This is a genomic window from Polaromonas sp. P1_E1_2, assembly GCF_056406035.1.
Genome location: NZ_JBFUAZ010000031.1, coordinates 1 through 15,505 on the forward strand (window position 1 = coordinate 1; position 15,505 = coordinate 15,505).

The 15,505-nt window shown below is 62.1% G+C and carries 16 protein-coding genes; 6 read left to right on the forward strand and 10 right to left on the reverse strand.

The window, feature by feature from the left end:
• Positions 1-49: 49 nt before the first annotated feature.
• From folP to AC1D1P_RS03400, 3 genes are all read right to left on the reverse strand, one after another.
• Positions 50-907: a dihydropteroate synthase gene (gene folP / locus AC1D1P_RS03390; RefSeq protein WP_477670948.1), complete on the reverse strand. Its 858-nt coding sequence runs from the start codon at positions 905-907 to the stop codon at positions 50-52.
• A gap of 194 nt (positions 908-1,101) precedes the next feature.
• Positions 1,102-3,024, reverse strand: coding sequence for an ATP-dependent zinc metalloprotease FtsH (gene ftsH / locus AC1D1P_RS03395; protein WP_477672089.1), 1,923 nt, complete (start codon positions 3,022-3,024; stop codon positions 1,102-1,104).
• Positions 3,025-3,154: 130 nt separating this feature from the next.
• Positions 3,155-3,913: an RlmE family RNA methyltransferase gene (locus AC1D1P_RS03400; RefSeq protein ID WP_477670949.1), complete on the reverse strand. Its 759-nt coding sequence runs from the start codon at positions 3,911-3,913 to the stop codon at positions 3,155-3,157.
• Positions 3,914-3,955: 42 nt separating this feature from the next.
• Between AC1D1P_RS03400 and AC1D1P_RS03405 the strand changes: the two genes are divergently transcribed.
• From AC1D1P_RS03405 to AC1D1P_RS03415, 3 genes are all read left to right on the forward strand, one after another.
• Positions 3,956-4,432, forward strand: a complete 477-nt coding sequence (locus tag AC1D1P_RS03405) for a YhbY family RNA-binding protein (RefSeq protein WP_477670950.1) — start codon at positions 3,956-3,958, stop codon at positions 4,430-4,432.
• A 117-nt stretch (positions 4,433-4,549) separates the two neighbouring features.
• Positions 4,550-6,619 carry a M3 family metallopeptidase gene (locus tag AC1D1P_RS03410; protein ID WP_477672090.1) on the forward strand — a complete coding sequence of 690 codons (2,070 nt, stop codon included), beginning with the start codon at positions 4,550-4,552 and terminating at the stop codon, positions 6,617-6,619.
• A 100-nt stretch (positions 6,620-6,719) separates the two neighbouring features.
• The gene (locus AC1D1P_RS03415) at positions 6,720-7,346 is read left to right on the forward strand and encodes a glutaredoxin family protein (RefSeq protein ID WP_477672094.1); all 627 of its coding nucleotides are present in this window, start codon (positions 6,720-6,722) and stop codon (positions 7,344-7,346) included.
• A gap of 67 nt (positions 7,347-7,413) precedes the next feature.
• Here AC1D1P_RS03415 and rpiA read toward each other — a convergent pair whose 3' ends face one another.
• On the reverse strand, positions 7,414-8,085 hold the full coding sequence (rpiA, locus tag AC1D1P_RS03420; protein ID WP_477672095.1) for a ribose-5-phosphate isomerase RpiA: 672 nt from the start codon (positions 8,083-8,085) through the stop codon (positions 7,414-7,416).
• A gap of 133 nt (positions 8,086-8,218) precedes the next feature.
• Here rpiA and AC1D1P_RS03425 point away from each other — a divergent pair, with 133 nt between their 5' ends.
• Positions 8,219-9,271: a quinone-dependent dihydroorotate dehydrogenase gene (locus AC1D1P_RS03425; RefSeq protein WP_477672091.1), complete on the forward strand. Its 1,053-nt coding sequence runs from the start codon at positions 8,219-8,221 to the stop codon at positions 9,269-9,271.
• A 67-nt stretch (positions 9,272-9,338) separates the two neighbouring features.
• Here AC1D1P_RS03425 and xth read toward each other — a convergent pair whose 3' ends face one another.
• On the reverse strand, positions 9,339-10,199 hold the full coding sequence (xth, locus tag AC1D1P_RS03430; protein ID WP_477672092.1) for an exodeoxyribonuclease III: 861 nt from the start codon (positions 10,197-10,199) through the stop codon (positions 9,339-9,341).
• 31 nt (positions 10,200-10,230) lie between these two features.
• Positions 10,231-10,479 (reverse strand): hypothetical protein, encoded by a 249-nt coding sequence (locus AC1D1P_RS03435; protein ID WP_477670955.1) that lies wholly within the window; start codon positions 10,477-10,479, stop codon positions 10,231-10,233.
• Between the two features lie 387 nt (positions 10,480-10,866).
• On the opposite strand from AC1D1P_RS03435, the gene AC1D1P_RS03440 reads away from it, so the two are divergent.
• Positions 10,867-12,942 (forward strand): oxidoreductase, encoded by a 2,076-nt coding sequence (locus AC1D1P_RS03440; RefSeq protein WP_477672096.1) that lies wholly within the window; start codon positions 10,867-10,869, stop codon positions 12,940-12,942.
• Between the two features lie 6 nt (positions 12,943-12,948).
• Here AC1D1P_RS03440 and AC1D1P_RS03445 read toward each other — a convergent pair whose 3' ends face one another.
• Together AC1D1P_RS03445 and AC1D1P_RS03450 are read right to left on the reverse strand one after the other, a co-directional pair.
• Positions 12,949-13,185 carry a hypothetical protein gene (locus tag AC1D1P_RS03445; protein ID WP_477670956.1) on the reverse strand — a complete coding sequence of 79 codons (237 nt, stop codon included), beginning with the start codon at positions 13,183-13,185 and terminating at the stop codon, positions 12,949-12,951.
• Positions 13,186-13,239: 54 nt separating this feature from the next.
• Positions 13,240-14,172: a LysR family transcriptional regulator gene (locus tag AC1D1P_RS03450; RefSeq protein WP_477670957.1), complete on the reverse strand. Its 933-nt coding sequence runs from the start codon at positions 14,170-14,172 to the stop codon at positions 13,240-13,242.
• 152 nt (positions 14,173-14,324) lie between these two features.
• On the opposite strand from AC1D1P_RS03450, the gene AC1D1P_RS03455 reads away from it, so the two are divergent.
• The gene (locus AC1D1P_RS03455; RefSeq protein ID WP_477670958.1) at positions 14,325-14,729 is read left to right on the forward strand and encodes a RidA family protein; all 405 of its coding nucleotides are present in this window, start codon (positions 14,325-14,327) and stop codon (positions 14,727-14,729) included.
• Between the two features lie 9 nt (positions 14,730-14,738).
• Here the strand turns inward: AC1D1P_RS03455 and AC1D1P_RS03460 are convergent, their stop codons facing one another.
• The gene (locus AC1D1P_RS03460; protein ID WP_477667170.1) at positions 14,739-14,948 is read right to left on the reverse strand and encodes a DUF3820 family protein; all 210 of its coding nucleotides are present in this window, start codon (positions 14,946-14,948) and stop codon (positions 14,739-14,741) included.
• Positions 14,949-14,950: 2 nt separating this feature from the next.
• Positions 14,951-15,310 (reverse strand): translation initiation factor Sui1, encoded by a 360-nt coding sequence (locus AC1D1P_RS03465; RefSeq protein ID WP_477672093.1) that lies wholly within the window; start codon positions 15,308-15,310, stop codon positions 14,951-14,953.
• Positions 15,311-15,505: the final 195 nt, after the last annotated feature.

Consider the following 15,505-nt stretch of genomic DNA (forward strand, 5'->3'; position numbering starts at 1 on the left):
GCCCTTTGTCAGCCAAAGCCGCCATCTTTGCCGGATAGCGATAAAACTGCTAATGCGCTGCCATCCATACCTTCAGGGCCTGCACGGTCTCGCGCACATCATGCGCACGCACGATACGGGCGCCGCGGTCCACCGCCAGCACGGCGGCCGCCACACTGGGCACCATGCGGTCGGTCACGTCGAGCTGGGCGACAGTTGCGAGCGAAGTGCTGGTCACGGCGGCCAAAGACGATTTGCGCGACCAGGCGGCCAGCAACGGATAGCCGGCAGCGAGGAATTCCTGCTGGCGCGCGAGCAACGCGAAATTCTGCGCCACGGTTTTGCCAAAGCCCACACCCACATCCAGCACGATGCGGGTTTTATCAACGCCAGCGGCCTGCAGGCCAGATGCGGCGCTTTCCAGAAAAGCCCTCACCTGCGGCACCACGTCGCCCTCCATGGGGGCAACCTGCATGGTCTGCGGTTCGCGGTGCATGTGCATCAGGCAGACACCGCAATTCGGGTGCTGCGCCACCACCTGCACCGCACCCGGCTTGCGCAGGGCCCAGATGTCGTTGATGACATCGGCGCCCAGGTCAAGCACAGCCTGCATCACCTCAGGTTTGTATGTGTCGACCGACAGCGGCACCCCCAGGCTGACCGCATGGCGAACCACCGGCAGCACCCGTTCAAGCTCTTCCTCCAGTGACACGGGCGGCGCGCCAGGCCGGCTTGATTCACCGCCAATGTCCAGCATGTCGGCGCCATCCCGGATCAATTTCTCGCAATGAGCAAAGACACCTGAAAAACCACCACCGAGGGTGAAATACCTGCCCCCATCCGAAAATGAGTCGGGCGTGACATTGACGATACCCATGACGCGCGGCTTTGACAGGTCAATCTGAAAGCGGGAGGTTTGCCAGATCATGGATGGATGTCCCAAAACGAATGAAGGGTTAAACCACAGGCCGGTACGCAATGCAATATCGCGCAAGGAACGGTGCATTGCCGAAGCCACACAAAGTGGCAAGCACACGAGCCATGTTCTCCACCATGAAAAAACCGGGGACTGGCCCCGGTTGTGATGACTGCCTGGCAGTCGTCTTCATGCTTGTGGAGGCATCAGGCTACCGTCGGCGCCGGATCGGTACTGACAGCCGGCGTGCCGCCGCTGGGACCGCTACCGCCGCCTACCGACGAATTGCGCGGCGTCCAGTCCTTGGGCGGCCGGGGTTCCTTGCCGGCCATGATGTCGTCCAGCTGGTCGCCGTCAATGGTTTCCCATTCGAGCAGGGCCTTGGCCATGGCATGCATCTTGTCCTGGTTGTCCTCGATCAGCTTGCGCGCCTGGGCGTACTGCTGGTCGATGATTCGGCGTACTTCACCGTCCACCTTTTGCAGGGTCGACTCGCTCATGTTGTTGGTCTTGGTGACCGAACGGCCCAAAAACACTTCGCCTTCATTTTCCGCGTACACCATGGGGCCCAGGGCCTCGGTCATGCCGTAACGGGTCACCATGTCGCGGGCCAGCGCTGTGGCACGTTCAAAGTCGTTGCTGGCGCCTGTGGTCATCTGGTTCATGAAGACTTCTTCGGCAATACGGCCGCCAAACAGCATGCTGATCTGGCTGAGCATGTACTCGCGGTCATAGCTGTAGCGGTCTTGCGCCGGCAGGCTCATGGTCACGCCCAGGGCACGGCCGCGCGGAATGATGGTGACCTTGTGAACCGGATCGCACTTCGGCAGCATCTTGCCGAGCAGCGCGTGACCGGACTCATGGTAGGCCGTGTTGCGGCGCTCTTCTTCGGGCATGACCATGCTCTTGCGCTCGGGGCCCATCAGTATCTTGTCTTTGGCTTTTTCGAAGTCCTGCATCTCGACGGTGCGCGCGTTGCGGCGTGCAGCCATCAGGGCAGCTTCGTTGCACAGGTTGGCCAGGTCAGCGCCCGACATGCCGGGCGTGCCGCGGGCAATAACCCCGGGGCTCACATCCTGGCCGAGCGGAACCTTGCGCATGTGCACATTCAGGATCTGCTCGCGGCCGCGGATATCGGGCAGCGTCACATAGACCTGGCGGTCAAAACGGCCGGGACGAAGCAAGGCGGCGTCCAGGATGTCGGGACGGTTGGTGGCAGCCACCACGATCACGCCGACATTGGTTTCAAAGCCGTCCATCTCGACCAGCATCTGGTTCAGGGTCTGCTCGCGTTCGTCATTGCCGCCGCCCAGGCCCGCACCGCGCTGGCGGYCGACTGCGTCGATTTCATCGATGAAGATGATGCAAGGCGCATTTTTCTTGGCGTTGTCGAACATGTCGCGCACACGCGACGCGCCTACACCGACGAACATTTCAACGAAGTCAGAGCCGGAAATCGAGAAAAACGGAACCTTGGCTTCGCCGGCAATACTCTTGGCCAGCAGGGTTTTACCGGTGCCCGGAGGGCCGACCAGCAGCAAACCACGCGGAATGCGGCCACCCAGTTTCTGGAATTTGGCAGGGTCTTTCAGGAAGTCGACCACTTCCTTGACTTCTTCCTTGGCTTCGTCGCAGCCCGCCACGTCGGCAAAAGTCACTGGATTGGTGGATTCATCGAGCAGGCGCGCCTTGGATTTACCGAAGCTGAAAGCCCCGCCCTTGCCGCCGCCCTGCATCTGCCGCATGAAATAAATCCACACGCCGATCAGCAGCAGCATGGGACCCCAGCTGATCAGCAGGGACGTGAGCAGGGAGGTTTCTTCGCGGGGCTTGACGTCAAACTTCACGTCGTTGGCGATCAGGTCGCCGACGAGGCCGCGGTCAAGGTAGGTTGCGGTGGTGCGAACCTTGCGATCATCCACCGTGGTGGCGGAAATCTCGGTGCCGCCCTGGCCTTCGGCGATGGTGGCCTGCTTGATGCGCTTGCCACGCACCTCTTCCAGGAACTCGGAGTAACCCAGGTAGTTTGAGCCGGCACTACCGCGTGGATCAAATTGCTTGAATACGGTAAACAGCACCATGGCGATAACCAGCCAGATTGCAATTTTGGAAAACCACTGATTGTTCAAGGACTACTCCGGTATAAGAACAAAAGTCACATGCGCCTGATTTTAGGCGTTTCAAGGGCAAAAACCGCGTAATCCCCTGCCAGCCCCATGTTTGAAGCGGGTTTAGGTGATTTTTGCCACCGTATCACACTCATTGTGCAGCTTCGGCACGCCTCTTAAGCCCCCGGCCAATCAGGAAAATCTCGGACGATCCCGGTCGCGATGCCTTGGGTTTGAGGGGCTTGACCGTCTTGAAGGTGTCCTTGAAAAGCTTCACGAGCTGATCGTATCCGCTGCCGTGAAAAAGCTTCACCACCAGGGTGCCGTCCGGTTTCATCCGGTTCTGGGCAAACTCCACGGCCAGCTCTATGAGATGGGCAATGCGGGCGGCATCGGCCGATTCAATACCCGACAGGTTGGGCGCCATGTCCGAGATCACAAGATCGACCCGGATCTGCCCTTCGGACGAGGCCAGCGCCTGCTCCAGCTTCTCCAGCACCTCCGCCTCCCGGAAGTCGCCCTGGATAAAGGTCACCCCCTCGATCGGCTCCATGGGCAGCAGGTCCAGCCCGATGATGCGGCCGTTGAGCTCCCCCGCCGCCGCGCCGGTGGGTGACAGCTTGCGCCTCACGTACTGGCTCCAGGCCCCGGGCGTGCTACCCAGGTCGACCACACAGTCCCCCGGCCGGATCAGGCCGAAGGTTTCGTCAATTTCCTTCAATTTGTAAGCTGCCCTGGCCCGGTAGCCCTCTTTCTGGGCCAATTTGACGTAGGGGTCGTTGATGTGGTCGTGCAACCACGCCTTGTTGACCTTTTTCCCTTTCGCACTGGCTTTCGATACGGCTTTGGCAGCGGCCTTCGCGTCGGTCTGGGTGCCGGGTTTGAAGTCGGTCTTGGCATTTACTTTCATGGGGTCTATTGTCCTCTTCCCGACTCCCCCGATAATTGGGTCATGGCTCAAATACAACTTACCCCCGCCCAGCGCAAGGATCACCGCGCCGATGCCCATCACCTGAACGCAGTGGTGATGATCGGCTCCGATGGCCTGACCGCTGCCGTCAAGAAAGAAACCGACGCGGCCCTGAACGCGCACGGCCTCATCAAGGTGCGGGTTCAATCAGACGACCGCGCCGGCCGAGAAGCGATTTTCCAGACCCTGGCAGATGAACTCAATGCCGCCCCCATCCAGCATATCGGCAAGCTGCTGGTGCTGTGGCGCCCAATGCCGGAAAAGGAAAAGAAGGTCAATGAAGACCGCATGCCCGGCCCCCGTGATGTCAAGGTACTGAAAAACAGCTCCCGCTACGGCCAGCGTCCCGAAGTCAAAACCCTGCGCGTGCTCGGCAACCAGCGCCTCACGCCCGGCGGCACCGTCAAACGCGCCAAAAAACCCCAACTGAAAAGTGTCAAGAAGAGTGCACAGGGCTGAGTTCCCCGCCCGCAAGGCACGGGGCAATTGCCCCGATAGCGCCCCGACAGGCACATTCTTCCTGGCCCGGTAGCCCCAGGCCCTTAGATTCGAGACTTTCGCCCACAGCTGTACGTCATGACCAATCCCCTTCTCGACTTCTCCGACCTTCCCCTGTTTGACCGGATTCAGCCCGAGCATGTGGCGCCAGCCCTCGACGAGCTGCTGGCCAGGGCCGAAAGTGCCCTTGAGCAAGTCACGGCAGCGGATTTTCCGGCCTCCTGGAGCGGCATCGCCGGCGTGCTGGACGTGGCCACCGAGAACCTGSGCCGCGCCTGGGGCGCCGTGAGCCACCTCAACAGCGTGGCCGACACGCCGGAGCTGCGCGCGGCCTACAACGCCGCCCTGCCGCGCGTGACCGAGTTCTGGACCCGCCTGGGCGCCGATGAGCGCCTTTACGACAAATACAAAGCCATCGACGTGGCCACCCTGAACACCGAGCAGCRCCAGGCCCATAAAAACGCCATTCGCAACTTTGTGCTGTCGGGTGCGGAACTGAAGGGCACCGACCGCGACCGTTTTGCCGAGATCCAGGAACGCCAGGCCGAGCTGAACCAGAAATTCAGCGAGAACGCCCTGGATGCCACCGACGCATTTGCCTATTACGCGACAGAAGCCGAGGTTGAGGGCATTCCTGCCGACGTGCTTGAAACAGCGCGCAACCAGGCCCAGTCCGAAGGCAAGACCGGCTACCGCCTCAGCCTGAAAATGCCAAGCTACCTGCCTGTCATGCAGTTTGCCAAAAGCAGCAAACTGCGCGAAACCTTTTACAAGGCCTACACCACCCGCGCCAGCGACCAGGCCGCACCCGAGTTCARCAAATTCGACAACAGCGCCATCATGAAGGAAATCCTTGCGCTGCGCCTCGAAGAGGCAAAGCTGCTGGGCTACCGTAATTTCGGCGAGGTCTCGGTGGTCGCCAAGATGGCCAAGTCCCCCGACGAGGTCATCACGTTTTTGCGTGACCTTGCCCGGCGCGCCCGACCCTATGCCGAAAAGGATGTTGCCGACCTGCGCGCCTTTGCCGCCACCCAGTTGGGCCTGCCCGACCCGCAAGCCTGGGACTACGCCTACATCGGCGAAAAACTCAAGGAAGCGCGCTACGCCTTCAGTGAACAGGAAGTCAAACAGTACTTCACTGCCCCCAAGGTGCTGGCAGGCCTCTTCAGGATCGTGGAAACACTGTTTGAAGTTGCCATCCGCAAGGACTCGGCACCCGTGTGGAAGCCTGGCGTAGAGTTTTTCCGTATCGAGCGCAACGGCCAGCTGGTGGGCCAGTTCTATCTGGACCAGCCCGCCCGCACCGGCAAACGCGGCGGCGCCTGGATGGATGATGTGCGCACCCGCTGGCTGCGCCCCGACAACGGCAAGCTACAAACCCCGGTGGCGCACCTCGTCTGCAACTTCGCCGAGGGCGTGGGCGGCAAGCCAGCCCTGCTCACGCACGACGACGTGACCACGCTGTTCCATGAATTCGGCCACGGGCTGCACCACATGCTCACCCAGGTCAACGAACGGGACGTTTCCGGCATCAGCGGCGTCGAATGGGACGCCGTCGAGCTGCCCAGCCAGTTCATGGAAAACTTTTGCTGGGAGTGGGACGTGCTCAAGCACATGACCGCCCACGTGGATACCGGCGCCGCCCTGCCGCGTGAGCTGTTCGACAAGATGCTGGCCGCCAAAAACTTCCAGAGCGGCATGCAGACGCTGCGCCAGGTCGAGTTTTCACTGTTCGACATGCTGCTGCACACCTCTCACAACCCGGCCGACGACCTGATGGATCTCCTGAACGAGGTGCGCCGGGAAGTCGCCGTGATTGTCGCCCCGGCCTACAGCCGTACTGCGCATACATTCAGTCACATTTTTTCCGGTGGTTATGCAGCCGGGTATTACAGCTACAAATGGGCCGAAGTCCTGTCTGCAGACGCTTATGCCGCGTTTGAAGAGTCCGCCCATCCTGCAGCCGACCCGGGTACAAACACTGACGCCGGCACAGGATCGGGTACCGTTAATGTAGAAACAGGCCGAAAATACCGGCAAGCCATCCTGGAAGCAGGGGGCAGCCGTCCGGCCATGGAATCATTCAAGGCCTTCCGGGGCCGCGAGCCAACGCTGGACGCGCTGATGCGCCACCAGGGTATGGCTTGAAACACCTGAGCCAAGCTACTTCAATTCAAATTCAAGACTGACTGGGGAAACCATGAAATCAAACGCTGTTAGGTCCTTCTCTCCCAACGCCCTGCTGGCCATGCTGCTGTTTGGGGGAAGCTTAATTTTTATGGCGCTGCCGTCGCACGCGCAGGTCTACCGCATCGTGGGACCCGACGGCAAGGTAACCTTTTCCGACCAGCCACCGCCGGCGGCAAGTAGCGGAAAAGTTAGCGCTGCCAACGCAGCGTCAAGTGGTGGTGGAGCAGCATCCGGAGGTCTTCCTTTCGAATTGCGACAGGTTGTCAGCAAATACCCGGTCACCTTGTACACCAACGAAAAATGTATTCCCTGCGGTTCCGCTCGTGCCATGCTGATAAGCCGTGGCATTCCCTTCAGCGAGAAAACCGTCAACACCAACGAAGATATTGCGGCCCTGCAGCGGCTGAGCGGCGATGCATCGCTGCCCCTTCTGACCATAGCCGCCCAGCAACTCAAAGGCTATTCGGATGCAGAGTGGACGCAGTTCCTGAATGCAGCGGGCTACCCTGCTGCGTCTATATTGCCGGCCACCTACCAGCGCCCCGCGCCTACACCCCTGGTCGCGGTGAGCAAATCTCCAGCAGCGGGCACCGCCCCAGCCGCGCCTGCCGCACCATCCCAGCAGGCTGCTCCGGCGGCACCACCCGCCGCCACGGCCAACAACCCTGCCGGCATCAAATTCTGAGCGGGCTCTGAAAAATGCAAAACGCCGGGTACCAGCCCGGCGTTTTGCTTTCTGGAGCCAGAGCAGCCTAAAACACCAGTGTCTTCACCCCGCCCGGCGCACCCAGCAAGCAGACATGCGCCTTCTGGTGGGCGAACACCCCCACCGTCACCACGCCCGGCCACTGGTTGACCTGCGACTCAAAACCCAGCGGATCGGCGATCTTCAGGCCGGTCACGTCCAGGATGTGCTGGCCGTTGTCGGTGACCAGCGGCTTGCCGTCCTTGAGCCGCAGGTTGGCTGTACCGCCCATGGCCGCAAACTGCCGCGCAATACGTCTGGCCGCCATCGGAATCACCTCAACGGGCAGCGGAAAGTTGCCCAGCGCCTGCACCAGCTTGGACTCGTCGGCAATGCAGACAAACTTGCGCGACTGGGCTGCCACGATCTTTTCGCGCGTCAGCGCCGCACCGCCGCCCTTGACCATATAACCCGCGTTGTCGATCTCGTCGGCGCCGTCGATGTACACCGCCAGCTCGTCCACCTCCGTCGCGTCAAACACCTTGATGCCCAGCGCCTGCAGGCGTTCCGTCGAGGCAACCGAGCTCGACACCGCACCGGCAATGCGCCCCTTCATGGTGCCCAGCGCGTCAATGAATTTGTTGACAGTCGAGCCGGTGCCCACTCCCACAATGCTGCCTTCCTCGACATAGTGCAGGGCTGCCTGGCCAACCAGGGTTTTGAGTTCGTCTTGGGTCATGGCTTGGGTCATGGAAGTATTAAAGAGTGTTTGGGGGGGCGGGCCGGGGCGAAACGGGTTTTGCGACAATCAGGCCTCATGCCCGGCCTGCCCGGGTGGTTCATCGCCTCATCGCCAACAGCCGAATTATCCAATGTCCCTGCTTCCCTACTCCCTGGCCCGCCCTTTTTTATTTGGGCTTGACCCCGAAACCGCCCACGAGCTGACCATGGCTTCGCTGGCGCGCACCCAGGGCACGCCGCTGTCGCTGGCCTACTGCGGCAACCGCGTGAGCGATCCCGTCGAGCTGGCCGGCCTGAAATTCGCCAACCGCGTGGGTCTGGCCGCCGGGCTCGATAAAAACGCCCGCTGCATCGACGGCCTGGCCGCCATGGGTTTCGGCTTTGTCGAAGTGGGCACCGTCACCCCTCTGGGCCAACCGGGCAACCCCAAGCCGCGCATGTTCCGCCTCACCGAAGCCAACGCGCTCATCAACCGCCTGGGCTTTAACAATGAAGGGCTGGCCGCTTTTCTGGCCAATGTGCAGCGATCCAGCGTGCGCAAGCAAGGCGCGCAAAACACCCTGCTGCTGGGCCTGAACATCGGCAAAAACGCTGCTACGCCGATTGAAAACGCCGTCGACGACTACCTGACCTGCCTGGACGGTGTCTACCCGCACGCCGACTACGTCACCGTCAACATCTCCAGCCCCAACACCAAAAACCTGCGCGCCCTGCAAAGCGACGAAGCCCTGGACGCCCTGCTCGGCCGCATCGCCGAACGCCGCGAGACCCTGGCCAAACAGCACGGCAAGCGCGTGCCGATTTTTGTGAAGATCGCGCCCGACCTCGATGAAGCCCAGGTCGATGTGATTGCCGCCACGCTCAAGCGCCACGCCATGGACGGCGTCGTCGCCACCAACACCACGCTGAGCCGCGACGCCGTGAAAGGCATGCGCCATGCCGAAGAAGCCGGCGGCCTGAGCGGCGCGCCGGTGCTGGAAGCCAGCAACCGCGTCATCGGCCAGCTGCGCGCGGCACTCGGCAAAGGCTTTCCCATCATCGGCGTGGGCGGCATCATGAGCGGTGCGGACGCCGTCTCCAAGATCAAGGCTGGCGCCGATGTCGTGCAGATCTACACCGGCCTCATCTACAAAGGCCCCGAACTGGTCACCGACGCCGCGACTGCGATCAAAAACAGCCGCTAGACCAATAGGGACTTGCGCAAGCAGCTATTGAATTAATAGCAACGAATCCGTAAGGTACGGCATTGGCTTACGGAGCTTTTTTGCGCGGCACCGCTGCCGCTCGCGGCCTGGCCACTTTGGCCACCTTCTTCTTCACCGCGCCCACAGCTTTACGCGCCACCCCCAGCTCCACCCACACCGGCGCATGGTCGCTGGCATGTTCCTGCCCGCGCACCCAACTGTCTACCCCGGCGGCCTTCAGGCGCGGCGCCAGTTCTGCATTCAACAGGATATGGTCGATGCGCAAGCCCGCGTTGCGCTGCCAGTGCTGGCGGAAATAATCCCAGAAGGTGTAGATGCGCTCTTGCGGGTGCAAATGCCGCAGGCTGTCTACCCACCCTTGCCCCAACAGCTTTTCATAGGCCGCCCGGCTTTCGGGCTGCAACAAGGCGTCCTTGCGCCAGGACTTGGGGTTGTAGATATCAAAGTCGGTCGGCACCACGTTGAAGTCACCGGCCAGCGCAACCGGGTGGCCCGAACCGCAGAGCGCCAGCGCATGCCGGTGCAGGCGCTCAAACCAGGCCAGCTTGTAGTCAAACTTGGGGCCTGGCTGCGGGTTGCCGTTGGGCAGGTACAGGCAGGCCACAATGATTCCGTCTACTGCGGCCTCCAGGTAGYGGCTTTGGTCATCTGACGCATCGCCGGGCAGCTCACGCCGTATTTCAACCGGCGCCTCACCCTTCGCCAGAATCGCCACGCCGTTCCATGACCGCTGGCCTTTCCATAAAGCGCCGTAACCCGCTTCCCGCAGCTCGGCCTGGGGAAACACACCGTCCAGCGCTTTTAATTCCTGCAGGCACACCACGTCCGGCGATTCTTTGGCCAGCCAGTCCAGCAACTGCGGCAACCGCGTCTTGATGCCGTTGACGTTAAAGGTCGCGAGTTTCATCAGGCCCCGATCAAACGCCGGCCAACCCCAATCAAACCCCGGGCGAAGGCTTCCCCCGGCCCGGCCCGCGCCGGAAAGCCTCGGCGCCGCCGCTGCCGCCACCGTCGGGAAAGCTGTGCTGCTTGAGCTTGCCGGCCTTTCCGGGCTTCACCGGGTTTTCAATCAAGGTACTGGCATCGTTGCCATCTGCTTCATCGTCCGGCTCGCTGTGCGGAGGATGCGGCACCGTCGCGCCTTCGCCGGTCTTGGCGCGTGTCGGGCTGGTGTTGCTTTTTGCCATGGGTGCTCCAGAAATCGAAGCTTCAAAGTACCAGCACCGGCTAAGGGCGGGTGTCAGACAACACCGCAAGGTCGTACTCCGGTATACCCACATCGGCAGGCATCCGGCATCCAAGGCCCCTGCTTCAAGAAAAACAGCCGGTAAGCCAATCAGGATGGGCGCAAGCAGCTATTAAATCAATAGCACATCACGGCAGGCGGCGTAGGGGTGCCGCCGCTCAGGGTTAGCCCCAAGACGGGGTAGAGCCTGTCCCCTAGAGTACCCGGCAGGCTTTGTAGCGCCCCTTGTTACGACTACCATGCAGGCAGTTTTGACAGGAGACCTGCCTTGGCCGCGACCCCCACTTCGGCGACGACGCCCCCTTCCCTTGCGTCTTCTTCTTTTTCCCTGGACCCCGCCTCCCCCTACCCCCACCTGCTCGCGCCGCTGGACCTGGGCTTCACCACGCTGAAGAACCGCGTGCTCATGGGCAGCATGCACACCGGCCTCGAAGACGGCCGCAAACACTTCCCCGCCATGGCCGCCTACTTTGCCGAGCGCGCGCGCGGCGGTGTGGGCCTGATGGTTACCGGCGGCTTCGCGCCCAACATCGCCGGCTGGACCAAACCGTTTGCCGGCATGCTCGCCAGCTCAGGCGCTGCGCGCCGCCACAAGCAGATCACAGACGCAGTACATGCAGAAGGCGGCAAGATTGCGCTGCAAATTTTGCACACCGGCCGCTATGGCTACCACCCGCTGTGCGTCGCACCTTCGCGCATCCAGAGCCCCATCTCGCCCTTCACCCCGCGCGAGCTCAGCGCCGGCGGCATTGAGCGGCAGATCCGCGCCTTCATCCGCTGCGCCATGCTCGCCCGCGATGCCGGCTACGACGGCGTCGAGATCATGGGCAGCGAAGGCTACTTCATTAACCAGTTCCTTGTCACCCACACCAACCAGCGCACCGACGAGTGGGGCGGCAGCTACGCCAACCGCATGCGCCTGGCCGTCGAGATCGTGCGCCGCACGCGCGAAGCCGTCGGGCGCGACTTCATCATCATCTACCGCCTCTCGATGATCGACCTGATCCCCGGCGGCAGCAGCTGGGAGGAAGTCGTGCTGCTGGCCCAAGCGGTGGAAGCCGCCGGTGCCACGCTCATCAACAGCGGCATCGGCTGGCATGAGGCGCGTGTGCCGACAATCGCGACGTCAGTACCACGTGGTGCCTTCACCTGGGTCACCAAAAAGCTGCGCACCGACCTGCGTGCCGCCGGCCTCACGATTCCTGTCATCACCAGCAACCGCCTGAACATGCCCGAGGTGGCCGAACAGGTGCTGGCCGACGGCTCGGCTGACATGGTCAGCATGGCCCGCCCTTTCCTGGCCGACCCCGAGTTTGTCAACAAGGCCGCGCAGGGGCGCCGCGACGAGATCAACACCTGCATCGCCTGCAACCAGGCCTGCCTGGACCACGCCTTCCAGGCCAAGCTGGCAAGCTGCCTGGTCAACCCCCGCGCCGGGCATGAAACCGAACTCGTCATTCGCATCGCCCCCGCCAAAAAACGCGTTGCCGTCATAGGCGCAGGCCCCGCGGGTCTGGCCGCCGCCACCACTTTGGCCCTGCGCGGCCACAGCGTTGACCTGTATGACGCGGCCGACAAAATCGGCGGCCAGTTCAACCTGGCCAAGCGCGTGCCCGGCAAGGAAGAGTTCGAGGAAACCCTGCGCTACTTCGGCCAGCGCATCACCGGCACCGGCGTGAAGCTGCACCTGAACACCCGCGTCTCGGCGGCCGACCTCATTGCGCAGAAGTTTGACGAAGTCGTGCTGGCCACCGGCGTCACGCCGCGCAACCCGCGTATTCCCGGGCAAGACCATCCCAAGGTGCTGAGCTACATCGATGTGCTGCTGGGCCGCCAGCCCGTTGGCGAACGTGTGGCACTCATAGGCGCAGGCGGCATCGGCTTTGACGTCGCCGAGTTCCTCGTCACACCCACCGGCCATTCCACCGCACTCGACCTGCCCGCCTGGCTCGCCGAATGGGGTGTGGCCGACCCCGGTGAAGTGCGCGGCGGCGTGGTACGCCCGCTGGTCACGCCGCCGGCGCGCCATGTCACCCTGCTGCAGCGCAAGCCCGGCAAGCTGGGCGCGGGCCTGGGCAAGACCACCGGCTGGATCCACCGTGCCGCGCTGAAGATGAAAAACGTCGAAATGCTTTCAGGCGTCAACTATGAACGCATTGGTGAAAACGAAGAAGGCTCAGGCCTCAGCCTCTTCATCACCTTCGGCGAAAAACGGCAGGACGGCACCGTGCTGGCGGTCGACAACATCGTGCTGTGCGCCGGACAGGAACCCCTGCGCGAACTGCTGGAGCCACTGCGCGCGGCCGGCGTCAAGACGCACCTGATTGGCGGCGCAGACGAAGCCAGCGAACTCGATGCGAAACGCGCTATTGACCAGGGGACGCGTCTGGCTGCGATGGTGTGACCACGCTTATTTGGGCAGCCCTGCCTCAAAGCGGTCCATCTCTTCATCCAGCGTTCCGCGGCCGTTGAAATCCCGCTTGGCCTGGCCATACCAGTACTCGGCATTCCCCAGGTCGCCCTCCTGTACATGCAGGATGCCGTGCAGCCAGGCGGCCAGTTGCGACTCATCACTCTGCACAATCGTGTGTGCCTCGGTCCAGCGCCCCGAGCGCATGTGAACCAGGGCTTGGCGAAGATTGGCCATCGAAAACTCCTTGAATGAAATGAATATATCGCCGATGGAATTTCCATGGCGGGGTCATGTTTTTCCGTCACGCGGGCCAGCAACAGGCGCATGCTGCGCCATCAGCCCGGCAATCCACTCGATGAACACGCGCAGTTTGGCGCTGACATGCCGGTTCGGCGCAAAGGCTACGTACAAAGGCATCGGGTCAAGGCGCCAGCCCTTGAACAGGCGCACCAGTTCGCCGCCAGCCAGGTGCGCCTTCGCCATGTAGTCCGGCAGCCAGAGGACTCCCAATCCCGCCAGCCCGGCCGCGAGGTAGGCATTGCCGTCATCGAATGCGAACAGGTGCCGGCCTTGCACCTTGATGCTCTCGCCCTTGCAGTGCATGGCGTACGGAAAAGCCTTGCCGGTGCGCGCCCACAGAAAACCCACGATGCGGTGATGTGTGTCTTCCAGCTCTCGTGGGTGCAACGGTGTGCCCGAGCGCTCCAGATAGGCCGGGGCGGCGTATACCCCCAACTGCAGGTCACCCACCTTGCGGGCCATCAGCGACTGATCGGTTAGCTCGCCGCCGCGCACGACGCAATCCACGTTGTCGCCGATCAGGTCCACCATGCGGTCGCTGACACCCATGTCGAGCTGAATCTCAGGGTAGCGCGCATGAAATTCCGGCAAGGCCGGCACCAGGATCATGCGGGCCAGGGGGCTGGGCACATCGACCCGCAGCCGGCCCCTGGGCGACGCCGACGCGCTGGACAGGCTGGTCTCGGCATCATCAACCTCGGCCAGGACGCGCACCACCCGGTCATAGTAGGCAGCGCCATCGGCAGTGACATTGACCTTCCGTGTGGTCCGGTTGAGCAGCTTGACCCGCAGCCGCGCTTCCAGTTGCTGCACCAGCTGCGTCACGCTGGTCTTGCTCATATGGAGTGTCTCGGCCGCCTTGGTGAAGCTGCCTGCTTCCACCACGCGGGCGAATGCCTGCATTGCATCGAAACGGTCCATCTCTGCTCCAGATATGTTGACGTTGATGATTGTTTGGATTCTACGAACAGTGATGGTTAGCCTTGCCTGTTTATCCGAAAGGCACAGTCTTCTAAAGTTCTTTCATCGTTAACCACGGGCCGGCGACGGCCCATATGAAAAAGGACATTTTTATGACCAAGCGTGACGTCGTTTTTCCACCCGGGCGCCAGGCCCTCTATGAACGCAACCGCTATTCGCCGGCGGTGAAGTCCAACGGATTCCTGTTCGTTTCAGGGCAGGTTGGCAGCCGCGAAGATGGATCCCCCGAGCCCGACCTGGAGGCGCAGGTCCGGCTCGCCTTCGACAACCTGAACGCCATCCTCAAGGCCGCAGGCTGCACCTTCGACGACGTGGTCGACGTGACCGTCTTCATGGTGGATCCGGAATCGGTGTTCGAGACAGCCTGGAAAGTGGTGCCCGACTACTGGGGCAACGCACCGCACCCTACGCTGACGGGTGTCGGCGTGACCTGGCTCTATGGCTTTCAGTTTGAGATCAAGGTGATTGCCAAGCTTCCAGAGTTTCGCGGTGATTGAGTGACTTGACTACCGCCGCAACGGATCCAGCAGCGGCTTCAGCCCGTTGTGGTCGATCTCCTGCATCAGCTGCAGCAGGCGGCCGATTTCGCCTTTGGGAAAACCTTCGCGGGCGAACCAGTTGAGGTAGTTGCCGGGCAGGTCGGCGATCAGGGTGCCCTTGTGTTTGCCGAAAGGCATTTCGCGGGTCACCAGCAGCTGGAGGTCTTCGGGGTTCATGCCTAACCGCCTGCCCGCTTGGGCGCGTAGCCCTGTTTTTGCAGGGCCTGCATGACGGTGTCGCAATGGTCGCCCTGCACTTCAATGATGCCGTCTTTGGCCGTGCCGCCTGAGCCGCAGGCGGCCTTGAGCTGCTTGCCCAGCTGCGCCAGGGCCAGGGCGTCCAGCGGCAGGCCCTTGATGACGGTGACGGTTTTGCCGCCGCGGCCTTTGCTTTCACGCATGACGCGCACCACCCCATCGCCCTTGGGTGTTGCCTGCTGCTTGCAGGTGCAGGCAGAAGCGGGCTGGCGGCAACCGGGGCACATTCTTCCGGCATCGGTGGAATACACAAGGCCGCCGCTGGCAGGGAGCTTCTTCATAAGTCAGAAAGGATCAGCAAGGATAGAAGGCGGGTGCGCGTGAAGCGATTCTGGCCAGCACACTTCGGATGTGCAGCACGGCTTAATACGAACGTTCACAAATGTTCTGGGCCATATTGCCGAAAAATGAAAAATGTACCTTATAAACACGGCTGGGATTTTCAGCCAGCGCCGCGCAGCCGCTCAGGGTCATAC